21 protein-coding genes are annotated in these 22,770 nt (G+C 70.8%); 6 read left to right on the forward strand and 15 right to left on the reverse strand.

Features of this window, described 5'->3' with window-relative positions; translation table 11 throughout:
* Nucleotides 1–402: 402 nt before the first annotated feature.
* Nucleotides 403–1,248 (reverse strand): DUF4184 family protein, encoded by an 846-nt coding sequence (locus ABEA46_RS17415; protein ID WP_345546297.1) that lies wholly within the window; start codon nt 1,246–1,248, stop codon nt 403–405.
* A 9-nt stretch (nt 1,249–1,257) separates the two neighbouring features.
* Entirely contained in the window at nt 1,258–2,562 is a 1,305-nt protein-coding gene (gene tyrS / locus ABEA46_RS17420) for a tyrosine--tRNA ligase (RefSeq protein ID WP_345546299.1), read from the reverse strand.
* 92 nt (nt 2,563–2,654) lie between these two features.
* On the opposite strand from tyrS, the gene ABEA46_RS17425 reads away from it, so the two are divergent.
* Nucleotides 2,655–3,245 (forward strand): hypothetical protein, encoded by a 591-nt coding sequence (locus ABEA46_RS17425; RefSeq protein ID WP_345546300.1) that lies wholly within the window; start codon nt 2,655–2,657, stop codon nt 3,243–3,245.
* Between the two features lie 7 nt (nt 3,246–3,252).
* On the opposite strand, the gene ABEA46_RS17430 is transcribed toward ABEA46_RS17425, so the two are convergent.
* Both ABEA46_RS17430 and argH read right to left on the reverse strand, forming a co-directional pair.
* Nucleotides 3,253–3,888 (reverse strand): SatD family protein, encoded by a 636-nt coding sequence (locus ABEA46_RS17430; RefSeq protein ID WP_345546301.1) that lies wholly within the window; start codon nt 3,886–3,888, stop codon nt 3,253–3,255.
* Between the two features lie 65 nt (nt 3,889–3,953).
* Nucleotides 3,954–5,396 (reverse strand): argininosuccinate lyase, encoded by a 1,443-nt coding sequence (gene argH, locus ABEA46_RS17435; RefSeq protein WP_345546302.1) that lies wholly within the window; start codon nt 5,394–5,396, stop codon nt 3,954–3,956.
* Nucleotides 5,397–5,483: 87 nt separating this feature from the next.
* Here argH and ABEA46_RS17440 point away from each other — a divergent pair, with 87 nt between their 5' ends.
* Complete coding sequence (locus tag ABEA46_RS17440) at nt 5,484–7,124, forward strand: hypothetical protein (protein ID WP_345546303.1); 1,641 nt, start codon at nt 5,484–5,486, stop codon at nt 7,122–7,124.
* Nucleotides 7,125–7,136: 12 nt separating this feature from the next.
* Here the strand turns inward: ABEA46_RS17440 and ABEA46_RS17445 are convergent, their stop codons facing one another.
* Genes ABEA46_RS17445 through argC form a run of 6 tightly spaced genes read right to left on the reverse strand, consistent with a single transcriptional unit; the run spans nt 7,137 to nt 13,562 of the window.
* Entirely contained in the window at nt 7,137–8,270 is a 1,134-nt protein-coding gene (locus ABEA46_RS17445; protein ID WP_345546304.1) for a DUF418 domain-containing protein, read from the reverse strand.
* Nucleotides 8,271–8,286: 16 nt separating this feature from the next.
* Nucleotides 8,287–9,210 carry an ornithine carbamoyltransferase gene (gene argF, locus ABEA46_RS17450; RefSeq protein ID WP_345546306.1) on the reverse strand — a complete coding sequence of 308 codons (924 nt, stop codon included), beginning with the start codon at nt 9,208–9,210 and terminating at the stop codon, nt 8,287–8,289.
* Nucleotides 9,207–10,436 (reverse strand): acetylornithine transaminase, encoded by a 1,230-nt coding sequence (locus tag ABEA46_RS17455; RefSeq protein WP_345546308.1) that lies wholly within the window; start codon nt 10,434–10,436, stop codon nt 9,207–9,209. Before ABEA46_RS17455 ends, argF begins: the two co-directional genes overlap by 4 nt.
* Nucleotides 10,433–11,332 (reverse strand): acetylglutamate kinase, encoded by a 900-nt coding sequence (argB, locus tag ABEA46_RS17460; RefSeq protein WP_345546310.1) that lies wholly within the window; start codon nt 11,330–11,332, stop codon nt 10,433–10,435. Before argB ends, ABEA46_RS17455 begins: the two co-directional genes overlap by 4 nt.
* Nucleotides 11,329–12,486: a bifunctional glutamate N-acetyltransferase/amino-acid acetyltransferase ArgJ gene (argJ, locus tag ABEA46_RS17465; RefSeq protein ID WP_345546312.1), complete on the reverse strand. Its 1,158-nt coding sequence runs from the start codon at nt 12,484–12,486 to the stop codon at nt 11,329–11,331. The genes argB and argJ overlap by 4 nt, the downstream gene beginning before the upstream one ends.
* The gene (argC, locus tag ABEA46_RS17470) at nt 12,483–13,562 is read right to left on the reverse strand and encodes an N-acetyl-gamma-glutamyl-phosphate reductase (protein WP_345546314.1); all 1,080 of its coding nucleotides are present in this window, start codon (nt 13,560–13,562) and stop codon (nt 12,483–12,485) included. The genes argJ and argC overlap by 4 nt, the downstream gene beginning before the upstream one ends.
* Nucleotides 13,563–13,827: 265 nt before the next feature.
* Between argC and ABEA46_RS17475 the strand changes: the two genes are divergently transcribed.
* From ABEA46_RS17475 to ABEA46_RS17490, 4 genes are read left to right on the forward strand one after another with little or no spacing between them, the layout of a single operon-like run.
* Nucleotides 13,828–14,487, forward strand: coding sequence for a hypothetical protein (locus ABEA46_RS17475; RefSeq protein ID WP_345546315.1), 660 nt, complete (start codon nt 13,828–13,830; stop codon nt 14,485–14,487).
* Nucleotides 14,480–14,779, forward strand: a complete 300-nt coding sequence (locus tag ABEA46_RS17480; RefSeq protein ID WP_345546317.1) for a transcriptional regulator — start codon at nt 14,480–14,482, stop codon at nt 14,777–14,779. The genes ABEA46_RS17475 and ABEA46_RS17480 overlap by 8 nt, the downstream gene beginning before the upstream one ends.
* A complete protein-coding gene (locus ABEA46_RS17485) occupies nt 14,776–15,663 on the forward strand; it encodes an ABC transporter ATP-binding protein (RefSeq protein WP_345546319.1) in 888 nt (295 codons plus the stop codon). The genes ABEA46_RS17480 and ABEA46_RS17485 overlap by 4 nt, the downstream gene beginning before the upstream one ends.
* Complete coding sequence (locus tag ABEA46_RS17490) at nt 15,663–16,415, forward strand: ABC transporter permease (RefSeq protein WP_345546321.1); 753 nt, start codon at nt 15,663–15,665, stop codon at nt 16,413–16,415. Before ABEA46_RS17485 ends, ABEA46_RS17490 begins: the two co-directional genes overlap by 1 nt.
* Here the strand turns inward: ABEA46_RS17490 and ABEA46_RS17495 are convergent.
* The 5 genes from ABEA46_RS17495 to ABEA46_RS17515 form a co-directional block, all read right to left on the reverse strand.
* Nucleotides 16,406–17,431, reverse strand: coding sequence for an NAD-dependent epimerase/dehydratase family protein (locus ABEA46_RS17495; RefSeq protein ID WP_345546323.1), 1,026 nt, complete (start codon nt 17,429–17,431; stop codon nt 16,406–16,408). The genes ABEA46_RS17490 and ABEA46_RS17495 overlap by 10 nt on opposite strands.
* 75 nt (nt 17,432–17,506) lie before the next feature.
* Nucleotides 17,507–20,053 carry a phenylalanine--tRNA ligase subunit beta gene (gene pheT / locus ABEA46_RS17500; RefSeq protein ID WP_345546325.1) on the reverse strand — a complete coding sequence of 849 codons (2,547 nt, stop codon included), beginning with the start codon at nt 20,051–20,053 and terminating at the stop codon, nt 17,507–17,509.
* On the reverse strand, nt 20,053–21,102 hold the full coding sequence (gene pheS / locus ABEA46_RS17505; protein ID WP_345546327.1) for a phenylalanine--tRNA ligase subunit alpha: 1,050 nt from the start codon (nt 21,100–21,102) through the stop codon (nt 20,053–20,055). The genes pheT and pheS overlap by 1 nt, the downstream gene beginning before the upstream one ends.
* A gap of 63 nt (nt 21,103–21,165) precedes the next feature.
* Complete coding sequence (locus tag ABEA46_RS17510) at nt 21,166–22,077, reverse strand: amino acid ABC transporter permease (RefSeq protein ID WP_345546329.1); 912 nt, start codon at nt 22,075–22,077, stop codon at nt 21,166–21,168.
* Complete coding sequence (locus ABEA46_RS17515; protein WP_345546331.1) at nt 22,074–22,721, reverse strand: amino acid ABC transporter permease; 648 nt, start codon at nt 22,719–22,721, stop codon at nt 22,074–22,076. The genes ABEA46_RS17510 and ABEA46_RS17515 overlap by 4 nt, the downstream gene beginning before the upstream one ends.
* Nucleotides 22,722–22,770: the final 49 nt, after the last annotated feature.

Raw genomic sequence — 22,770 nt, forward strand, 5'->3', positions numbered from 1 at the left:
CAACCAGCAAAACTGGTCGACAGAGAAAAAAATTGGCATTTGACAAGTGCACGCTGTTGAGTTCTCAAAGATCGGACGCACCAGCCAGCAGCAGATCACAGACCCGCTGCCCCGGCTGGGCAACTTCACTATCTTATCCCGCCCGATCCGTCTGTCAAACCGACACGCCGTGATCCGAAGATCAATCAGCTGGTCGGCGACCGCGGTCTCCGAGGCAGGATACCCATCCTAGACCCGGAGGCCGTCACACTCAATCGAGTGAGAGGAAGGGGATCGTTCTCCGCTTGAGGGGGGTAAGGCTCTGAGCCTCTCCGCTTCCCTGTGGGGCGAACTGGTAATACTTTACGTGCGCCCCGGGTCCCGGGCGAATCGGCCGTGCATCCCGGGCGTGTCGCCCGCCCGTCAGGGTCGCGGCATCCCTTCCCGGGACACCAGGGGCTGCTCATCCCGGGACCGTCGCGCACGCAGCACCTGCACCACGACGCTCAGCACCAGCGTCGCCGCACCCCAGACCGCGCAGGCCGGAGGAAGCACCCGGTACCCGAGGTGCGCAGGCGTGAAGGCGGCATCGAACGGACCGAAGGCGACGTACCCCCAGCCCCACGCGAGCACGAGCACGACCGGCAGCGACAGCCACCAGCACCAGCGCACCGCGTCGGGCAGGATCCGGAGAATGGCTGCCGCCACCCGGCGCCGCGCCAGCCACACCACCATGTACGCGCCGAGGATCGCGAGGCCGACCACGCTCGAGCCGTGCTGCAGCCACTTGTAGCCGGGAAACGGGCCCCACGCCGCGTCGAGCAAGGGGAACACGGACGACCCCCACCGCCCCTCGTGCGTGAACAGATCCCACAGGATGTGGCTCACGACGCCGATCGCCAGCGATGCGGCGAGCAGCAGCACGCTGCGCACGCCCGCATGCCCGCCGGACCGGCCCGCGAAGGTCTCGCCGAGCGACGCCGGCGCCCCGGCATCCCACTCCCCCGGCAGGCGGCCCGCGAGCCACCGCGGCGACAGCTCACGCGCCGCCGGCCGGAGCACGCACCGCCAGACCAGCAGCAGCACGAGCGCCACCGCCATCGTCACCGGCAGCCACGCGAACGAATGCGCGGTGCCGTACTGCAGCGGCAGTCCCCGGACGAACAGCGGCAGGTCCGGCGTCATCGCACCGACCGCGACCGCCGCGGGCACGAGCGGCGTGCGGACGAACGGCAGCGCGACGACGGCGTGACTCGGGGTGAACGGCATCCGACCGGATCAGCCGACGAACACGCCCGCGAGCGTCTTCTTGCCGCGACGCAGCACCGACACGCCACCGGGCAGCGAGCCCGCCACGACCGCGGAATCGTCGTCGACCTTGACTCCGTCGAGCGAGACGCCGCCCTGCGCGATCGCCCGACGCCCCTCCGACAGGCTCGCCACGAGCCCCGTGTCGACAAGCGCCTGCACCACCGGCGTCCCGGCCTCGACCGACGCGTTCGGCAGCTCTTCCAACGCCTGGCGCAGCGTCGACGCGTCGAGCGCGGCGAGGTCGCCCTGCCCGAAGAGGGCATCGGATGCCGCGATCACGGCGGTGGTGGACTCGGCGCCGTGCACGAAGGTGGTGACCTCCAGCGCAAGGCGCTTCTGCGCGGCGCGGCGGAACGGCTCGTCGGCGACGAGGCGCTCGTACTCCTCGATCTCGGCGCGCGTGAGGAACGTGAACACCTTGAGCCGCGTGATGACATCGGCATCGTCCGTGTTCAGCCAGAACTGGTACATCCGGTACGGGCTGCACATCTCGGGGTCGAGCCAGATCGCATTGCCCGCGCTCTTGCCGAACTTGGTGCCGTCGCTGTTCGTGATCAGCGGCGTGCCGATCGCGTGCACCGAGACGCCCTCGACGCGGTGGATGAGGTCAGTGCCGCTGGTCAGGTTGCCCCATTGGTCGCTGCCACCGGTCTGCAGGACGCAGTCGTAGCGGCGGTGCAGCTCGAGGTAGTCGAGCCCCTGGAGGATCTGGTAGCTGAACTCGGTGTAGCTGATGCCGGCTTCGGAGTTCAGGCGCGCGCTGACGGCGTCCTTCTTGATCATCGTCCCGACGCGGAAGTGCTTGCCGATCCCCCGGAGGAAGTCGATGGCGCTCAGCGGCGCCGTCCAATCGAGGTTGTTGACCATTCGCGCGGCGTTGTCGCCTTCGAAGCTGAGGAATCGCTCGACCTGCGCACGCAGGTACCCGACCCACTCCTCGACAGTCTCGACCGGGTTCAGGACCCGCTCGGTGTCGCGACCGCCCGGGTCGCCGACGAGGCCGGTGGACCCGCCCACGAGCCCCAGCGGACGGTGACCCGCCAGCTGGAGCCGACGCATCAGGAGCAGCTGGACGAGGTTGCCGAGGTGCAGGCTCGGCGCGGTCGGGTCGAACCCGCAGTAATACGTGATCGGTCCGTCGGCGAGAAGGGCGCGCAGCGCCTCCTGGTCGGTGGACACATGCACGAGTCCGCGCCACACGATCTCATCCCAGACGTTCTCGAACGTCGGGTCGTTGGCGGGCGCGATCGCGCTCACGGGGGTTTCAGACACGCTCGCCAGGTTATCAGCGCCGGATGCCGCATCCCGTCGCGGTGCGGCCCGTCGGGCCGGCGGCGTCGGCGGTGCGTGCCAGACTTTCGCGCATGGTGCTGCTGCCCGACGCGATCCTCGTCGCGATCCTGTCGATCTTCCTGTTCCTCGTGCTGTGCGGGGCGCTCGTGCTGATCGTGGTGAGCCTGCGGCGCCCGACGACCGTGCCGCTCGTGATCGCCGGCGCGCTGGTCACCTTCGGGCTCGTCGTGGTGGCGATCTCGTCGGTGAAGATCCCCGAGATCATGGGGCTCATGCTCGCGCTGCTGGGGATCGCGGTCGCCGTGCTCGGCGGCAACCCGGTCACTCGGCGCGTGCTGGACGCGGCGACGGGCGGACGCGTCCGCGAGACCGAGGACGGCGGCATCCTGCTCGCCGTCCCCGCGGCCGAGGACGGAGAGACCGAGGTGCGCACCCTCATGCGCGGCGGCACCGTCATCGGCTACCTGGAACGGGTGGCCGTCGTGATCTCGATCATCGCCGGCTTCCCCGAGGCGATCGCCGTCGTCGTGGCGGTCAAGGGCATCGGCCGATTCTCGGAGCTCGCGACCGCCGAGGCGCGCGAGCGCTTCATCGTCGGCACGCTCGCCAGCCTGCTGTGGGCGGCGGCCGTCGGCGGACTCGTACGGCTCGCCATCTTCTGAGCGCGCCTCACGTCTCGAGCAGGCGGAACCCCTCGACCACGGCCGCGGATCCGGATGCCGCCAGCAGCTGCGACACCGCCGACTGGGTGATCCCCTCCTGGGCTGCCAGCGCCCGCTGCGTCACGCCGAAGCAGCGGCCGTACGTGAGCCGTCGCGCCCGCTCGGACATCGCGCCGACGATCTGGTCGCGTGCGAGCAGATACGCGTCGGCGCGACGCGCGGCCTCGTGCGCGGCATCCGGCTGCGCCTCATGGGCGACCGCCCACGTCCGTGCGCGGGGAACCGTGCGCTGCTCGAGCGCGTGGACGTGCTCGATCGCAGCGCGTGCGGCCCACCAGCCCGGACCATCCGGGATGTCGCCCGATGCCGACGCGACGAGCCCCGTCTCACCGATCCCGAGCCCGAACCGGCACTCGATGACATCGGGCAGCGCGAGCTGCACGAGCAGCGTCGTCGCGAGCGCCGCATCGAGCGTCGGGAAGATCCCCTGCAGCTCGTCGCCCACGGTCGGGCGCAGCGGACGTTCGGCGACCGGGAGGTCGCGTTCGACCCTGGCGACAGCCTCGTCCAGCGCGCGTTGCGCGGCATCGCGGTCGGGAAGACGCCGCGAACCGACGATGTCGACAGTCATCGCTACAGACATGCGATCAGGGTATCACTGATATTTCTGGAATATCAGTGAATCACTGATCAATCGAGATGATCAGTTCACAGTCCGAGAGCGTGGGCGGCGCCCTGCACCCGCTGGATGAGCTCTGCGCGCTGCTCGGCGACGCGCACCGGAGCCGTGCCACCCGCACCCGTGCGGCTCGCGACGGAGCCCTCGACGCTCAGCACGTCGCGCACGTCGGGAGACAGGTGCGGCGAGACCGCAGCGAGCTGCGCGTCAGTGACCTCGTGCAGCTCGATCCCGTTCTCTTCGCACACCCGCACGAGGTGGCCCGAGATCTCGTGCGCGTCGCGGAACGGGACGCCGTGCTTGACGAGCCACTCGGCGACGTCGGTGGCGAGCGAGAAGCCCTGCGGTGCGAGGGCGGCCATCCGCTCGGTGTGGAAGCGCATCGTCGCGACCATCCCCGCGAACGCCGGCAGCAGCGTCTCGAGCGTGCGCACCGAGTCGAACACCGGCTCCTTGTCCTCCTGCAGATCGCGGTTGTACGCCAGCGGCAGCGCCTTGAGCGTCGCCAGCAGTCCGGTCAGGTTGCCGATGAGACGGCCGGACTTGCCGCGCGCGAGCTCGGCGATGTCGGGGTTCTTCTTCTGCGGCATGATGCTCGACCCGGTCGAATAGCCGTCGTCGAGCGTCACGAACCCGAACTCCCGCGTGTTCCAGAGGATGATCTCTTCGGCGAAGCGCGACACGTCGATGCCGATCATGGCGGTGATGAACGCGAACTCGGCGACGACGTCGCGCGAGGCGGTGCCGTCGAGCGAGTTCTCGGCGGGCCGGGCGAGGCCCAGCTCGCGCGCCACGAGCTGCGGGTCGAGACCGAGCGTGGATCCGGCGAGCGCGCCGCCGCCGTATGGCGACACCGACGCGCGGGCGGACCAGTCGCGCAGGCGCTCCAGATCGCGCACGAGCGGCCAGGCGTGCGCCTGCAGGTGATGGGCCAGCAGCACGGGCTGGGCGTGCTGCAGGTGCGTGCGACCGGGCATGATCGCATCGGCGTTCGCCTCTGCCTGCGACACCAGCGCGTCGACGAGGCGAAGGATCTCGCGCGCGATCGTGCGTGAGTGGTCGAGCAGGTACATGCGCACGAGGGTGGCGATCTGGTCGTTGCGGCTGCGGCCGGCGCGCAGCTTGCCGCCCAGCTCGGGACCGACGACCGCGATGAGCGCCTGCTCCAGCGCGCCGTGGACGTCTTCATCGGATGCCGCCGGCCGGAGCGTCCCGTCGGTCACTCCCTGCGCGAGCTCGTCGAGGCCGGCGTGCATCGCGTGCTCCTCGTCGGCGGTGAGGTAGCCCGCCGCAGCGAGCGCCTTCGCATGCGCGTGCGATCCGGCGATGTCGTAGAGCGCCAGGTCCCAGTCGAAGTGGGTCGAGCGGCTCAGCTCGGCCAGCTCGGGGGACGGTCCGGAAGCGAATCGGCCGCCCCACAGCGATCCCTCGTTCGTGCCGTGCTGGGCCAGGCTGTCGCTCTCGTCGTTCACCCGAACAGCCTACCGAGGCACGCGGCGCCCCGACCCCGGGTATCAGAGCCGATGCGCTGCTCCTCCTGATGGCTGAGGAGGTGCACAGTGACCAGACAGCGCCGCCAGGCGGTCGTCGTCGTCCACGGGATGGGCGAACAGCGGCCGGTCGAGACGCTCAACGCGTTCAGCGAGGTCATCTGCCGGAGAGCGCCGTTCCACTCCCGGCCGGTGAAGTTCCGGGGCGACTTCGAGGGGCGGCTGCACATCGTGCCCGCTCGTCACGACGACGAAGCGGCGGATGCGGAACACGGCTTCGACGTGCAGACCGACATCTACGAATACCACTGGGCCCACCTCATGCAGGGGAACCGCCTGGACGATCTGTGGCCGACGTTCCGGCGCATCATGCTGCCCGCGACGACCATCCCGCAGCTGCTCCGGGCGGTCGCGCTGCTGCTCGTCGTCGTCGGGGCGGCGGGGCTGCTGGTGTTCCCGCAGGAATGGCTGCCGGACTGGTCGCCGTGGGTTCTCGCGTCGTTGGGGATCGCGACGCTGATCACGTTCTTCGCGACGCAGCTGAGGCGTGTGCCGCCGGGGCTGTGGGGGCTGTGGATCGTCATCTGGCTCGCGACGCTCGCACTCGCGTGGGGGTTCGTGTCGATCCCCGGATTCTCGACCTGGTTCGGCGTGCCGCCCTGGGCCCAGATCGCCGCCGGCAGCGTGTCGGCGCTCGTGATCGTGACGTACGCCATCAGCCGCCTGCTTCCCGGGTGGCTCGTGAAGTACCTCGTCGACGTCGTCCGCTACCTCGACACGTCACCGCGCTCCTTCGCCGCCCGGCGCGAGATCCGCACGGGCATCGTCGACCTGCTCCGCTCGCTGCAGGACAGTGGCGACTACGACCGCATCGTGGTCACCGGCCACAGCCTCGGCTCGTACATCGCATACGACGCGATCTCGTATCTGTGGGCCACGACGGGTCACGGCCGGGCGTCGCTCACCCCGGAGGACCTGGACGACCTCGAGGCTGCGGCATCCGCCCTCGCCTCCGACGGGGCGCAGCCGCCGGAGGAGTACCGGCGCGCCCAGCGCACGCTGTGGCTGGCGATGCGGGCCAAGGGCCACCCATGGCTCATCTCGGACTTCGTGAGCTTCGGCAGCCCCATGAACTTCGCCGACCAGATCTACACCAAGGACACCACGGAGTTCGAGGAGCGCAAGAGGCGGCGCGAACTCCAGTCGTGCCCACCGCGGAGCGAGGACCTCGACGCCCGCGACCAGAAGTGGCCGCTCGAGTACCGGCCCGAGGCGAACGGACACCCCGAGTTCTTCTCGTACCTCACCCACGACAAGCGCCGGCGCGACGACGGCAGCGAATACGAGTGGCACACCCGCCGCCTCCACGAGGCCGCCGCGTTCGCCCCGGTGCGCTGGACGAACATGTGGTACCCCGCGCGCCGGCACTTCTTCGGCGACTGGTTCGGAGGCGGGCTGCGACGCCTCTACGGCGCCGGCATCGCCGACATCCCGCTCACCGGCGACGCGCCCAAGTCCCGCATCCCGGGGTACGCGCACGGCGTGTACGTCACGACCCGCGACTACGACACGGACGGGGCGTTCGCGAAGGAGTTCCGCCGGGCGCTCGACCTCGAATCCGGCGCGTGGCTCCCCTGGCCGCACGAGGACAAGCCCGCACCCAAGGTCGCGGCTTCCCCCGCCGAGCCCGTCACTCCTTCGCCGCTCTGATCGACCGCGGACTCAGCGGATGCCGGCGACCTTGGGCGCGGGGCGCACGACGAGCCGTGCCGCACGGTCGACTGCCCACTCCAGCGGGCCGCGTCCGACCAGCAGCGCCCAGGCGGTGGCGAAGGCGATGGTGCCGGCGGCGAACGGCCAGAACGGCGCCAGCGCGCGGAAGCCCGCGAGGTCGCCGGAGTCGCCGAGGACGGCGGCCGCGACGATCGCCCACACCACGAACTGCAGCGTGTACGCCGTGAGCGGCATCGCCCCCACCGCGCGCAGCGGCAGCACGACCCAGCGTGCCGCGGTGCGGCACAGCAGCAGGCAGGCGCCGAGCACCGCCAGCGCGAAGCCGCCCGATCCGATCACCTCGAGCACCCCGGTGGAATGCTCGCGGGCAGTCCACACCGCTCCCCCGAACGATGACGCCTCGGCCTCCGCAGCGGCGCCCGTGGCGGCATCCATCCCGTAACCGGCGATCGCGAGCGCCACGCCCGCGGCGACCAGCAACGCTTGGACGTGTAGCCGGGTCAGGCCGGCACGGGCCACGCCGATGCCGGCGACGATGAAGGCGATCCACGTCGTGAACGGGTAGTGCCACCCGAGCACGAGCGACAGGTCAGCGCCCGTGGGCGTCTGCCACATCGGCAGCGCGTCGAGCAGCACCTGGACGAAAGGCATGGCCAGCGCGAGCGCCGCGGCCAGCACGAGCAGCGCCCGCGCCGACAGCGCCGTCAGCGGCACCGCGCACAGGAAGAGGATCGCGTAGGCGGGGAGGATCACGTACACCGGCACGCCGGTGAGGATCAGCAGCACCCCCAGCAGCCACAGCAGGCCGGCGCGGACGACCAGGCGCCGCCGTGCGATGCGCATCCCCGCGCCGGTGAACGGCTCGGCGCCACCCGTGACCAGACCGATCGAGACACCAGCGAGGGTGGCGAAGAGGATCGACGAGCGGCCGTGGGCCAGCGCCTTCCACGTCGACGGATCGGTCCACGAGACCGGATCGGGGATCACCAGCAGGTGTGCGGCGAACATGCCGAGCACCGCGAGCCCGCGGGCGAGGTCGACACCGCCGAGCCTGCCGGGGCCGCCCAGGTGCGCCCAGCGCGCGGCGAGCCGAGAACCCTGCGTCTCGCTCGACCCGCGCACGGGGCTGCCCCTGGTCTCAGTCCTGGCGCAGCAGCCAGACCAGCAGCGCCTTCTGGGCGTGCAGGCGGTTCTCGGCCTCGTCCCAGACGACGGACTGCGGGCCGTCGATGACCTCGGCGTCGACCTCGTAGCCGCGGTCGGCGGGCAGGCAGTGGATGAAGATCGCGTCGTCCTGGGCGAGCGCCATGGTCTCTTGTGTGACCTTGTAGCCGCCGAGGTCGCGCAGACGCTCGAGCTTCTCCTCCTCCTTGCCCATCGACACCCAGGTGTCGGTGACGACGACGTCGGCGCCGGCCGCCGCCTCGTTGGGGTCGGTGTAGAGGGTGACGGAGCCGCCGGTCTCGGCCGCGCGGCGGTCGGCGTCGGCGATCACGTCGTCGCGCGGGGCGTACGACTCGGGCGAAGCGACGCGCACGTGCATGCCCGCCGTGACGCCGGCGAGCACGTAGGAGTGCGCCATGTTCGACTTGCCGTCGCCGAAGAAGGCGAGGGTCAGGCCCGCGAGGTCGCCCTTGTGCTCCTTGATCGTGAGCAGGTCGGCCAGCAGCTGGCATGGGTGGAAGTCGTCGCTGAGCGCGTTGACGACGGGCACCCGCGTGCCGGCGGCCATCTGCTCCAGGCCCGCCTGCGCGTAGGTGCGCCACACGATCGCGGCGACCTGGCGCTCGAGCACCCGGGCCGTGTCGGACGGGGTCTCTTTGCCGCCGAGCTGGCTGTTGGCCGTCGAGATGATCAGCGGCGAGCCGCCGAGATCGGCGATGCCGACGGCGAACGAGACGCGGGTGCGGGTCGAGGACTTGTCGAAGATCACCGCGACGGTCTGCGGACCGGCGAGGGCCTTGTTCGCCCAGCGGTCCTTCTTGAGCTCGACGGCGAGATCGAGGATCTCGGCCTGTTCGGCCTGCGTGAGGTCGTCGTCGCGAAGCAGGTGGCGGGTCATGCGGAAACCTCCGGAGTGCTGAGCGGTGTCGAAGCATCGAGAACGAGGGCGTCTTCGACGGTGCGCAGCGCCGCCGTGAACAGGGCGATGAACTCGTCGATCTCGACATCGCCGATCGTGAGCGCCGGCACGAGACGGATCGTCTCGTCGTTCGGCGCGTTGATGATGAGGCCGTGCTCCTGCGCGGCCGCGACGACGGCCTTGGCGACGGGATGCCGCAGCCCTACGCCGACGAGGAGGCCCATGCCGCGGCATCCGTCGATCAACGGCGAGCCGATGCCCTCGATCGCGGCCCACAGCTGGGCGCCGCGATCTGCCGCGTTCTGGACGAGGCCGGCACGCTCGAGCTCGCCGAGCACGGCGTTCGCGACGGCCGTGCCGAGCGCGTTGCCGCCGAACGTCGAACCGTGCGTGCCCGGGTAGAACAGCTCGCTGGCGGTGCCGAAGGTGATCATCGCGCCGATCGGGAAGCCGCCGCCGATGCCCTTGGCCACCGTGATGGCGTCGGGAGTGATGCCCTCGTGCTGGAAGGCGAACCACTCCCCGGTGCGGCCGGCGCCGGTCTGGATCTCGTCGATGATGAGCAGCGCACCGTGGCGCTCGGTGATCTCGCGGGCGGCCGCGAGGTAGCCCTCGGGCAGCGGCAGCACACCGGCCTCGCCCTTGACGGGCTCGACGAACAGCGCCGCGACGCGGTCGTCGATCGCGGCCTCGAGCGCTTCGACCGTCGAGTCGATGAACTCGACGCCCGGCGTCATCGGCAGGAACGGCTCCTGCATGTACGGCTTGCCGGTGAGGGCCAGTGTGCCCATCGTGCGGCCGTGGAACGCGTCCTTGAGCGCGAGGATCCGCGGGCGGTCCGCGCCGCCGTGCAGGCGGGCGAGCTTGAACGCCGCCTCATTGGCCTCGGCGCCGGAGTTGCCGAAGTAGACGCGGCCTGCATCGCCGGTGCCGGCCAGGCGCTTGAGCGTCGAGGCGAGCGCCAGCTGCGGCGGCGTGGCGAAGTAGTTCGACACCTGCACCAGCGTCGCCGCCTGGGTCGCGACCGCGTCCACGAACACCGGGTGGGCGTGACCGAGCGAGTCGACCGCGATCCCGGCGAGGAAGTCGAGATACCGCTTGCCGTCGGCATCCCACAAGTAGGCGCCCTCGCCGCGCACGAACATCTGCATGCGAGCGCCGAAGCTCTTCACGAGGTCGCGTGCCTCGTCGTCCTGCCACGTCATCCGAGCACCACCTCTGTTCCGATTCCCTTGCTGGTGAAGATCTCGACGAGCACCGAATGCGGCACCCGTCCGTCGATGATGGCCGCGGTCTGGACGCCGCCCTCCACGGCCTCCAGGCACGCCGCCATCTTGGGGATCATGCCCGACTCCAGTCGCGGCAGCATCTCGCGGAGCTCGCCCGAGGTCAGGTGCGAGACGAGCGAGTCGCGGTTGGGCCAGTCCGCGTACAGGCCGGCGACATCGGTGAGCACGACGAGCTTCGCCGCGCCCAGGGCGACGGCGAGGGCCGATGCGGCGGCATCCGCATTCACATTGAGCGAGTGCCCGGGGTTGTCGAGGTCGGGGGCGATGCTGGAGACGACCGGGATGCGGCCCGCCTCGATCTGGTCGAGCACCGGCTGCGGGTCGACCTGGACGACGTCGCCGACGCGTCCCAGATCATGCTCGACACCCTCGATGACGACGCCGCGGCGACGGCCGCCGAACAGGCCGGCGTCCTCGCCGCTGAGGCCGGTCGCGACAGGTCCGTGCGCGTTGATCTTCGACACCAGCTGCGGATTGATCTGGCCGGTCAGCACCATGCGGACCACCGAGATCGCCTCGGTCGAGGTGACGCGGTAGCCGCCCTTGAACTCGCTGGGGATCGCCAGGCGGTCGAGCATCGACGAGATCTGCGGGCCGCCGCCGTGGACGACGACCGGCTTGACGCCGACGTAGCGGAGGTAGGCGATGTCGGCCGCGAAGGCGTCCTGCAGCTCTTCGGACACCATGGCGTTGCCGCCGTACTTGACCACCACGATCTGGTCGCGGAAGCGCTTGAGCCACGGCAGCGACTCGATGAGCGTCACCGCCCGGGCGCTGGCCTCGCTGGGATCGGTCTCTTGAAGGTCGCTCATGAGGAGTACGCGCTGTTCTCGTGTACGTAGTCGTGGGTCAGGTCGTTGGTGAGGATCGTCGCCGACGCGGTGCCGACCTTCAGGTCGATGATGAGGTCGGTGGCGCGCGGGGTCAGATCGACGTCCTCGCGCGGCGCGTCGGGGCCGCCCAGCGAGCACACGCGCACGCCGTTCATCCACACGTCGACGTCGTACGGGTCGAACGCGGCCCGCGTCGTGCCGATCGCGGCGAGCACGCGGCCCCAGTTGGGGTCGTTGCCGAAGATCGCGGCCTTGAAGAGGTTGTTGCGCGCGACCGAGCGGCCGACCTCGACGGCATCCTCTTCGGTCGCGGCGTTCTGCACGAGGATCGTGATGTCGTGGCTGGCGCCCTCGGCGTCGCCCTGGAGCTGCCTCGCGAGGTCCTGGCACACCTCGGCAAGGCCTGCGGCGAACGCATCGGCGTCGGGGGTCACGCCGCTCGCACCGCTGACCATCAGCGTCACCTGGTCGTTCGTCGACATGCAGCCGTCCGAGTCGAGCCTGTCGAACGTGCGGCCCGTGGACTGCCGCAGCGCGGCATCGGCCTGGGACGCGTCGAGCACGGCGTCGGTCGTGATGACCACGAGCATCGTGGCGAGGCCGGGCGCCAGCATCCCCGCACCCTTCGCCATACCGCCGATCGTCCAGCCGTCGCCCGAGAAGACCGAGCGCTTCGGGCGCGAGTCGGTGGTCATGATCGCGAGGGATGCCGCCTCGCCGCCGTCGGCCGACAGCTCGGCGATCCCCTGCTCGGTGCCGGTGAGCACCTTGCCGCGGAAGACCTCGTCGCCGGTGCCGATGAGGCCGGTCGAGCACACCAGCACGTCCCCGGCGCTGACGCCGAGCAGTTCCCCCGCCTTCTCGGCGGTGAGGTGGCTGGTCTGGAACCCGAACGAGCCGGTGAAGCAGTTGGCGCCGCCGGAGTTCAGCACGATCGCCTCGACGACGCCGTCCTGGATCACCTGCTGCGACCACATGATGGGGTTGGCCTTGGCGCGGTTGCTCGTGAAGACGGCAGCGCCGACCTTGAGCGGGCCGCGGTTGACGACGACGGCGACATCCGGCTTGCCGGTCGACTTGAGTCCGACGGCGACTCCGGCCGCCTCGAACCCCTGGGCTGCGGTGACGCTCACGGCGCGACTCCGTTCACGGTCAGCGCGGTGCCCTCTGCCAGGCCCAGCGCGATGTTCATGGACTGCACAGCCGCTCCGGCCGTGCCCTTGACGAGGTTGTCGACCGCCGTGACGACGACCACGCGGTTCGCCGCCCGATCGATGGCCAGGCCCATCAGTGCCGTGTTCGCGCCGAGCACGTCGGCCGTCCGCGGGAACTGGCCGGCCGGCAGCAGCTGCACGAAGGTCTCTTCGCCGTACGCGGCCTCCCACGCGGCGCGGATCCCGGCGTCGCTCACGCCGGGCGCGATGGGTGCCGTCGACGTCGCGAGGATCCCGCGCGCCATCGGCACCAGCACCGGCGTGAACGAGATGCGGATGCCCTCATCAGGGGCGGTCTCGGCGGCCGCGGCCCCGCCGCCCGCGCGGGCGGCGGCGAGCGCCTGCCGGATCTCGGGGATGTGCCGGTGCGTGCCGCCCACCGCGTACGGGTTGGCGGTGCCAAGGATCTCGCTGGCGAGCAGGTTCGGCTTCAGGCTCTTCCCGGCACCAGAGGGGCCGACGGCGAGCACCGTCACGATGTCAGAAGGATCGATGACGCCGGCGGCGACGCCCGGCGCGAGGCTCAGGCTCACGGTGGATGCGTTGCACCCGGGGGCGGCGATGCGCGATGCGCCGACGAGCCGCTCGCGCTGCTTCGCGCCCGCGACGGGGAGCTCGGGGACGCCGTACACCCACGGTTCGTGGAAGTCCCCGCCGTAGAACGCGTCCCAGTCGGCGACGGACTCGAGGCGGTGATCGGCGCCCGCGTCGATCACGAGCGGCGTGTCGCCGAGCGCGTCGGTGTACTGCCCCGACTGACCATGCGGCAGCGCCAGGAAGACGATGTCGTGACCGGCGAGGATCTCGGGCGTCGTGTCCTGCAGGGTCAGGTGCGCGAGCGAGCGCAGATGGGGCTGATGCTGGATGAGCGGCTGTCCCGCGTTCGAATGCGCGGTGACGGTGCGGATCTCGATATCGGGATGCGCGGCGAGGATCCGCAGGATCTCGCCGCCCGCATAGCCGGATGCGCCGCTGACGGCGACCGAATATGTCATGGATTCCACCTTAGAGTCTGGGTGCAAGGGCCGGAGACGGCGACGCCCACTCGCGGCGTCCATGACGGACGGCGTGCGGCGTCGCCTAGAGTCGGCGCTCGCCCAGGCGGCGTCGCGCGGGAGCGACGCTCAGAGCGAGCGTCTGCGGTCCCTGGAACGCCGAAGGCATGCGCCGACGATAACGGCACAGCTGCAGCATCCGCAAATCCGCTCCGCGGCGTCACGAGGGTTGACACAAAGTGCTTTGCGGTGCAAAGTACTTTGCATGACGACAGATGACGCCAGCGCACGCGCCGAGGCCGAGCGCATGTTCGACCTCATGCAGTCCCAGCGACGCAGCACGCAGAGCCGGCTGACGCGCGGCTACGCCGTGCTGCTCGCCGTCTGGGCCGCCGCGTGGGCCATCGGATTCACGACCCTGTGGCTCGGGGATGGCATCGGCGGCGTGGACCTCATCCCCGCGCCGGTGGCCTGGACGGTCTTCGGGGTGTGCATCGGCGCCGCCATCGTGTGGTCGATCGTGGCCGGCATCCGCACCGGCGCCGGGATCCGCGGCCGGTCGCGGTTCCAGGGCATGCTGTACGGGTGGTCGTGGACGATCACCATGGTGGGCACGTGGCTGCTGCTGTTCGGGGTGCAGCGTGCGGGACTGTCGCAGGAGCTCGCCGCCCTGCTCTACCCCGGCGCTTTCGCGCTCATGGTCGGGGGGCTGTACCTCGCGGGCGGCGCCCTGTGGCGCGCCCCCGTCCAGTACGCGCTCGGCGTGGTCATGATCGCGGTCGCCGTCGCCGCGACATTCGTCGGCGCGCCCGTCCACTACCTCGTGTATGCGGTCGCCGGACCCGTCGCGATGCTCGTGGTCGCGGTCCTGCTCGTGCGAGGACTCCTCCCCGTCGAGCCGCGACGGGAGCAGGCCGATGATTGAGCTCGACCCCGTGATCCACGCGCCCGCGCGCCTGCGGATCATGACGACGCTCGACGAAGCGCTCGAGGAGGGCGATGAGATCGCCTTCCCCGCGCTCCAGAAGCTGCTCGACATGACGCCGGGCAACCTCACCACCCACCTCGCCAAGCTCGAAGCCGCGGGATACGTGTCGAGCACCAAGACGTTCGCGGGACGCAAGCCCACCACCCTCGTGACCATCACCCCGACCGGGCGCGAGGCGTTCCACGCGTACCGCGCCCAGCTCCTGCAACTTCTCGGAGGATCGCGATGAACACCCTCATCCGCACCGACGCGCTGGTCAAGCGCTTCGGCGACGTCACCGCCCTCGACGGCGTCTCGCTCGAGATCGACGCCGGCGAGTGCGTCGGACTCCTCGGCCCGAACGGCGCCGGCAAGACCACCCTGCTGACTCTCGTGGAAGGCCTCCGGGCGCCGACCTCCGGCACCGTGACCCTGTTCGGCGGGGACCCGCTGGATGCCGCATCCCGCGTCCGTCTGGGCACGACCCCGCAGACGACCGCCCTCCCGGAGTCACTCAAGGTGCGGGAGGTGCTCGACCTGGTGGCCGCGCACTATCCGCGGCCGGCCGAGCGTTCGCGCATCGTCGACGAGTTCGGGCTCGACGAGCTGCTCGGCAAGCAGTGCGGCGCGCTCTCGGGCGGACAGCAGCGGCGCGTGGCGGTCGCCCTGGCATTCGTCGGCGATCCGGATCTGGTGCTGCTCGACGAGCCCACCACCGGGCTCGACGTCGACGCGCGCCGGCGACTGTGGGATGCCGTGCGCGCCCGCAACGCTGCCGGCTGCGCCGTCGTGATGACCAGCCACCACCTCGAAGAGATCGAGCAGCTCGCCCAGCGCGTCGTCGTCATCGACGAGGGCGTCGTGCGCGCCGACGACACGCTGGCCGCCATCGTGGCGGGCGTCGCACGGCGTCGCGTCACCCTTTCGGGCCTCGACGCGGCGCAGATCGAGTCGCTCGCCCCGGACGCCGCCGTGACGATCGATCCCGACGCCGGCACGCTCACCGCCGTGCTCGCCGACTCGGACGAGTTCATCCGCCGGCTGGTGGCATCCGATCTGCCGTTCTCGGGCCTCGCCGTGAGGGGCGCCACCCTCGAAGAGGCCTTCCTGTCGCTCACGAAGGGAGCCGTGTGATGTCCGCGCTGACCCTCAGTGTCGTCCACACCAAGTACAGCCTGCTCGAGACCGCCCGCGTGCCGATCGCCGTGATCGGTTCGCTCGCCTTCCCGACACTCGCGTTCTGCCTGTTCGTGCTGCCGCAGCGGATGGTCGTCGAGACCCCGGAGTTCGCGACGGCGGCGGTGGCCTCGATGGTCGTGTTCGCGTTCATGTCGGCGAGCCTGTTCTCGATCGGGATCGACCTCGCCGAGCAGCGGGCGAAGCCGTGGGCACCGTACCTGCGCACCCTTCCGGGAGCGCCGAGTGCGCGCATCGCCGGGCTCATGGCCTCGACGCTGATCGTCGCGACCGTCGCGATGGTGCCGCTGCTCGTGATCGGCGGGCTGTTCACCGCCGCGGCGCCGCAGCCGCTGGACCTGCTCGCCGCGATCGGACTCGTCATCGTCACGGCCGTGCCGTCTGCCCTGATCGGCGTCATCATCGGCACGACGTGCGGCCCCAAGGCCGCGATCGCCGTCACCCAGGTCGCCATGTTCCTGCTCGCGTTCGGCGGCGGGCTGTTCCTGCCGCCCGTGATGTTCCCGGACTGGCTCGATGCGCTGTCGAAGCTGCTCCCGGTGCGCCAGGCGCGCGAGATCGTCGTCGGCACGGCCATCGGGACCGGGGCGCCGCTGTGGGCGCTTCTCGGGATCCTGGTCTGGACCGTCGTCCTCGGTGTGCTGGCGGTGTGGCTGTACCGCCGTGACGAGGGTCGCCGCTACCGCTGAGGCCCGGCGGGCCCGGCTGCGGCAGGCGACGCGGCCGGCGCGGCGAGCTCTGCCAGCAGCGCCAGTTCGTCGGACCGTGCGAGCCCGGCCCGCCGCTCGCGGTCCAGCCCACGGGCACGCTCGTCGGCGAGGGTGCGCTGCATCGTCTCGCGCAGGGGCCGCAGCGTCCCGCCGGCGGCCGCGAACACCGCGCTGCGGTGGGTCATGAACCCCGGCATGTCGTCGGGCAGCCACAGCGGCAGCGACCGGGGTCCGGCCCAGTACGCCACGTCGTGGTCGACGAGGAACGGATCGGATGCCGCCACCGCCGCGCCGGAATGCCCTGCGATCTCGCGGGCGAGGCCGAGCACGTCGGCGAGCGGGTGCACGTCGCCGACCGCGTTCGCCGTGCCGGACCAGCGATCGGCGCCGACGCGCACGACGAACGCCGCGACGTCGTCGACATCGATCACCTGCGCCCGGGCTCCGGTGGTCTCGGGCAGGAGCACCGCCCCGTCGCCCGCCAGCGCGAACCGCGACACCCAGTAGCCGAAGCGGTCGGTCGGGTCGGCCGGACCGACGATGAGCCCCGGCCGCACGATCGCCGCGCGGGCACCGAGCGAACCTCGCACCGTGTTCTCGGCGACGACCTTGTCACGGCCGTAGTCAGACTCCTCCCCCGCCGCCGCGGGCACGAGCAGCTCCCCTGACTCGTCCTGCCCCTCGACGTCGGCGCGGGCGTAGGCCGAGACGCTCGACACGTAGGTCCAGTGCGCGGCGCGAGCGCCCAGCGCGTCCACCGCGGCCGCCACGTGCGCCGGACTCGACGACACGTCGACGACCTCGTCCCAGTGCCGGCCGGCCGGCACCGCATACGCGTCGGGGGCATCGCGGTCGGCGACGACGAGCGTCGCGCCCTCGGGTGCGGGGCGGGAGCCTCGGGCCAGGCAGGTCACGTCGGCGCCGGCATCCACCCATGCGCGCGCGATGCGTCCGCTCAGCCAGCCCGTCCCACCCAGGATCAGCACGTCCGTCATGGCTCCAGCCAAGCAGGCGCGCACGCAGAACGGCAGGCGTTCCGCCGTGGGCGGAACGCCTGCCGTCCTCTCGGATCAGTCGCGGATCGCGGCGCCGAAACGCTCAGCGGCCGCGGCGACGCCGGCGAGCTTCGCCTCGGTCGCCTCGGCGGCGGTCAGCGTGCGGTCGTCGGCGCGGAAGCGCAGCGCGAACGTGAGGCTCTTCTGCCCGTCTGCGACGCCCTGGCCGCGGTAGTCGTCGACCAGGCGCACGGACTCGAGCAGGTCGCCGGCGCCCTCGACGAGGGCGGCACGCACGTCGGCGGCGGCGATGTCGACCCCGAGCACGAGCGAGACGTCCTGCGTGGCGGCCGGGAAGCCCGACAGCGACGCGGCGACGACCTTCTCGCCCGCGAGCGACAGCACGAGATCGAGATCGAGCTCGGCCACGATCACGCGACCGGGAAGATCGGATGCCTCCGCCACCGCGGGCAGCAGCTCGCCGACGTACCCGACCTCGGTGCCGGCGACGCTCAGCACACCGGTGCGGCCCGGGTGCAGCGCCGCGCGCTCCCCCTGGGCCACGTCGATCGACACGCCCGCGGCGGACGCGATCGTGCGGACCGCGTCCAGCGCGTCGCCGAGCTCTGCCGTCACGGGTGCGACACCCGGCTGCTTCGCGACCAGGTGGCCCGTCAGCAGCACCGCGACGTGACGATGCTGCGGCGGGATCGAGGCGTCGAGCTCGGCCAGCGTCGCGGCATCCGGACGCACCGCCAGCGGCGGGACGAACGACGTGCCGTACTGCACGCCAGGCTTGGGCAGGAACACCAGGCCCGTCTCGAACAGCGACAGGTCGGTGAGGCCGCGCGACACGTTGCGGTGCGCGACCTGCAGCAGGCCCGGGATCAGCGTGCGACGCAGGAACGGCGCCTGGCCGTCGAGTGCGTTGGCGAGCTTGATGCTCGGGAGGTGACCACCCGAGGCCGAGCCGTGCAGGTCGTTGTGCTCCTCGGTCGTGAATCCGAACGAGGGCGTCTCGACGTACCCGGCGGCGGCCAGCGCGTTCGCCACGCGACGGCGACCGAGCTGCAGCGCGGTCAGGCCGCGGCCGGACGGCGGCAGCGGAAGGTGCGACGGGATGCGGTCGTACCCTTCGATGCGGGCGACCTCCTCCGCGAGCGTCCACTTGTCGGTGAGGTCGGGGCGCCACGACGGCGGAATGACCTGCCAGCCCTGGGCGTCGTCGCCTTCGCCCTCGGCACCCACGACCTCGCAGCCGATGAGCCGCAGCGCGCCCTCGATCTCGCCCGGGGTGTAGTCCACGCCGATGAGCCGCTGCACGAACGTGGGCGGCAGAGCGATGCCGGGGATGAACACCTCGGCGAACAGCGCGCCGCCGTACTCCTCGTCGCTGGTGCCGCCGGCGTACTCGACCATGAGGTCGGCGACGCGCCGCGCGGCCACGAACGGCACGAGCGGGTCGACGCCGCGCTCGAACCGGCGCGAGGCCTCGCTGGGCAGCTTGTGACGGCGCGCGGTGCGCGCGATCGAGACGGTGTCGAAGGTCGCGGCCTCGATGAGGACGTTGCGGGTCGTGTCGCCCATCTCGGTCGCGCCGCCGCCCATGACGCCGGCGAGACCGATCGGACCTGACTCGTCCGTGATGAGCAGATCCTCGGCGTCGAGCGTGCGCACCTTGCCGTCGAGCGTCTCGAGCTTCTCACCCGCGGCCGCGCGGCGCACGGTGATGCCGCCCTGCAGCTTGTCGAGGTCGTACCCGTGGATCGGCTGGCCCAGCTCGACCATCACGTAGTTGGTGATGTCGATGAGGATGCCGAGGCTGCGGATGCCGGCCAGCGACAGGCGCGCGATCATCCACGCCGGCGTCGGCTTGGTCGGGTCGACGTCGCGCACGACGCGGGCCACGAACTCCGACGCGCCGACACGGCCGCGGATCGGCGCCTGGTCGTCGACGGCGATCGGGAAGCCGGAGCCCGGTGCGAGCTCCTCCCACGGGCGATCGGCCGGGTCGCGGAACGCGGCGCCCGTCGAGTGCGAGTACTCGCGCGCGACACCACGGATCGACAGCGCATAGCCGCGGTCGGGGGTGACGTTGATGTCCACCGCGACGTCGTCGAGGCCGAGCAGCGCGATCGCGTCGGTGCCGACGGGCGCGTCGATGCCGAGCTCGACCAGGCGCAGGATGCCGTTGTGCTCGTCGCCGAGGCCGAGCTCACGCGCCGAGGCGATCATGCCGTCCGACACGTGGCCGTACGTCTTGCGCGCGGCGATGGGGAACGGGCCGGGCAGCACCGCACCAGGGAGCGTCACCACGACCTTGTCACCGGCGAAGAAGTTCCGGGCGCCGCACACGATCCCGTGCACGGCGTCGCCGCCGTCGGCAGCCGTCTCGCCGTCCGGCGCGACACGCACCTGGCACCAGCGGATCGTCTTGCCGTTGGACTGCGGCTCCTCGACGAACTCGAGCACCTCGCCCACGACGATCGGCCCGGCAAGCTCGAACCGGTGCACGTCCTCCTCTTCGAAGCCGACGCGCACGAGCGCCGCGAGGACGTCCTCGGGCGCGGCATCCTTCGAGAGGTCGACGTATTCACGCAACCAGGAGAGCGGGACGCGCATCAGACCACCATTCCGAACTGCTCGCTGAAGCGGACATCGCCCTCGGCCATGTCGCGCATGTCCTGGACGTCGCTGCGGAACATGAGCGTGCGCTCGATGCCCATGCCGAACGCGAAGCCCGAGTACTCCTCAGGATCGATCCCCGCCGCGCGAAGCACGTTGGGGTTGATCATTCCGCAGCCGCCCCACTCGATCCATCGCGCCCCGCCCTTGAAGGTCGGGTGCCACAGGTCGAGCTCGGCCGACGGCTCGGTGAAGGGGAAGAAGTTCGCGCGGAAGCGCGTCTTCGCCTCGGCGCCGAACAGCACCTTGGCGGCGTGGTCGAGCGTGCCCTTGAGGTGGGCCATCGTGATGCCCTTGTCGACGACGATGCCCTCGAACTGGGTGAAGACGGGCAGGTGCGTGGCGTCGAACTCGTCGGTGCGATACACGCGGCCGGGGCACAGCACGTACAGCGGCAGGTCGCGCTCGAGCATCGAGCGCACCTGGACGGGGCTCGTGTGCGTGCGCATCACGAGGTGACGCTCGACGGGGTCGACGAAGAACGTGTCCTGCATCTGACGCGCCGGGTGGTCGACGTCGAAGTTCAGCGCGTCGAAGTTGAACCACTCGTGCTCGAGCTCGGGTCCTTCCGCGATCTCCCACCCCATGCCGACGAAGATGTCGGCGATCTGCTCCTGCAGGAGAGAGATGGGATGCCGCGCCCCGACCCGTGCGCGGGCCGCGAGCGCGGTGATGTCCACCCGCTCGGCCTCGAGCTTCGCGGCGGTCTCGGCGGCGGCGAGCTCGTCCTCTCGCGCCGAGAACGCCTGGTTGACGCGCCCGCGGGCCTGGCCGACGAGCTTGCCGAACTCGGCCTTCTTGTCGTTGGGGACGTCGCGCAGCCGCGCATTGAGCTGCGCCAGCGGCGAGCCCTCTGCGGTGTGCGCGGACCTCGCGGCCTTCAGCGCCGCCGTGTCGGCGGCCGCCGCGATGGCTGCCAGCGCGTCGGTGACGGCGGCATCCACCGCCTCAGGCGTGATTTCGAGTGTTTCGGGAGCGTCGGACACGAGAGAAGAGTCTACCGACGGCACAGGGCCGCACCGGCCGGAACCGGTGCGTCGCCCGCCCGGTCAGAGAGACGTGCCGTCGTATCTGCCCAGTCCGCGCTGCGCGGCGATCGTCTCGGTGGCCGTCGTCGGCTCGCCGCCGTCGCCGTTGTCGAGTGTCACCACCTTCGGCGAGCGCCGCGTCCGCTTCTCGACGAGGTACGCCACGTAGGAGAGGGCGAGACACATCGCCACATAGATCGACCCGCCCACGATGGCCGCAGGGATGAGCGGCGAGTGGTACACCGCGTTCGACCCCAGCAGCTTGATGACGTAGAGCAGCTCGTGGTACGTGATGATGAACCCGAGCGCGGTGTCCTTCAGGGTGACGACGAGCTGCGAGATGATCACCGGCAGCATGGCCCGGATCGCCTGCGGCAGCAGGATCAGCTGCATCACACCGGCCTTGCGCAGCCCGATCGCGTAGCCCGCCTCGCTCTGACCGCGCGGCAGCGACTCGACACCCGCACGGATGACCTCGGCGAGCACCGATCCGTTGTACGCGATGAGGGCGATCACGACGGCCCAGTAGGGCGCCATCTTGATGCCGACGACCGGCAGGCCGTAGTACAGCAGCATCATGAAGACGAGGACCGGGATGGCGCGGAGGACCTCGACGATCCAGCCGACCGGGATGCGCAGCCACGCGTGGTCGGACATCCGGCCGAGCGCGAGCACGAAGCCGAGGATCACGGCGCCCACCGCCGCGACAGCGAATGCCGACAGCGTGTTGACGACGCCCTGGCCGATCAGCACCCAGATCTGCGTGTAGCCGAAGATCTCCCACTTGTCGGCGCTGAACTGCCCGGTGGCGGCGAACCGCCAGATCACCCATCCGAACAGCGCCGCGACGACGAGGACGGTGACGACGCCCAGGATGCGGTTGCGGGTGATCGCCTTCGGACCGGGGACGTCGTACAGTACTGAGCTGCTCATCGCGCGATCCTCCACTTGCGCTCGAGGATCCGTTGCAGCCACGCCAGCAGCAGCACCAGGACCACGAAGATCACCATGACCCACAGCAGCACGACCAGCTGGTTCTCGCCGCGCTCGCTGAGCCACGCGCGCACCGAGCCGAGGTTGAGCACCGAGAAGCCTGCGGCCACAGTCGTGTTCTTCAAGAGCGCGATGAACACGCTCATCATCGGCGGGATGACCGAGCGGGTCGCCTGCGGCAGCACCACGAACGTCATCACCTGTCCGAACGACAGCCCGAGCGCGCGGGCCGCCTCGGCCTGACCCACGGGCACCGTGTTCACACCGGAGCGGATCGTCTCCGCGACGTACGTCGCGGTGTAGATGCCCAGAGCCGCCGTGGCCAGTGCGATCGCCGACACGCGCTGCTGCAGCAGGATCGGCAGGCAGAACGCGAAGAAGAACATCACGAGCGTGAGCGGCGTGTTGCGGATCCAGTTCACGTACACCGCGCCGACCGAGCGCGCGATCGGGATCGGAGACACCCGCATGGCTCCCACGATGAAGCCGAGCACGAGCGCGATCAGTCCACCGCCGAAGAACAGGATCAGCGTGCCGCCGATCGCCTCGCCCCACAGGTCGAGGTTGTCCGTGATGACGCCCATCGAGTCCCTTTCGTCCTCACTGCCGCCGGGTGGGACGTGGCGGCGCCGA

It is taken from the genome of Microbacterium jejuense (assembly GCF_039544225.1).
Classification (GTDB): Bacteria; Actinomycetota; Actinomycetes; order Actinomycetales; family Microbacteriaceae; genus Microbacterium; species Microbacterium jejuense.

Coding starts and splice junctions, on each gene's coding strand:
- argC (WP_345546314.1), bottom strand. CDS start 13,562: ATGACATATTCGGTCGCCGTCAGCGGCGCATCCGGCTATGCGGGCGGC.
- ABEA46_RS17480 (WP_345546317.1), top strand. CDS start 14,480: ATGATTGAGCTCGACCCCGTGATCCACGCGCCCGCGCGCCTGCGGATC.
- pheT (WP_345546325.1), bottom strand. CDS start 20,053: ATGCGCGTCCCGCTCTCCTGGTTGCGTGAATACGTCGACCTCTCGAAG.
- ABEA46_RS17430 (WP_345546301.1), bottom strand. CDS start 3,888: ATGTCTGTAGCGATGACTGTCGACATCGTCGGTTCGCGGCGTCTTCCC.
- ABEA46_RS17490 (WP_345546321.1), top strand. CDS start 15,663: ATGTCCGCGCTGACCCTCAGTGTCGTCCACACCAAGTACAGCCTGCTC.
- ABEA46_RS17485 (WP_345546319.1), top strand. CDS start 14,776: ATGAACACCCTCATCCGCACCGACGCGCTGGTCAAGCGCTTCGGCGAC.
- ABEA46_RS17425 (WP_345546300.1), top strand. CDS start 2,655: ATGGTGCTGCTGCCCGACGCGATCCTCGTCGCGATCCTGTCGATCTTC.
- argF (WP_345546306.1), bottom strand. CDS start 9,210: ATGACCCGCCACCTGCTTCGCGACGACGACCTCACGCAGGCCGAACAG.
- ABEA46_RS17510 (WP_345546329.1), bottom strand. CDS start 22,077: ATGAGCAGCTCAGTACTGTACGACGTCCCCGGTCCGAAGGCGATCACC.
- ABEA46_RS17515 (WP_345546331.1), bottom strand. CDS start 22,721: ATGGGCGTCATCACGGACAACCTCGACCTGTGGGGCGAGGCGATCGGC.
- ABEA46_RS17495 (WP_345546323.1), bottom strand. CDS start 17,431: ATGACGGACGTGCTGATCCTGGGTGGGACGGGCTGGCTGAGCGGACGC.
- ABEA46_RS17475 (WP_345546315.1), top strand. CDS start 13,828: ATGACGACAGATGACGCCAGCGCACGCGCCGAGGCCGAGCGCATGTTC.
- argB (WP_345546310.1), bottom strand. CDS start 11,332: ATGAGCGACCTTCAAGAGACCGATCCCAGCGAGGCCAGCGCCCGGGCG.
- ABEA46_RS17415 (WP_345546297.1), bottom strand. CDS start 1,248: ATGCCGTTCACCCCGAGTCACGCCGTCGTCGCGCTGCCGTTCGTCCGC.
- ABEA46_RS17455 (WP_345546308.1), bottom strand. CDS start 10,436: ATGACGTGGCAGGACGACGAGGCACGCGACCTCGTGAAGAGCTTCGGC.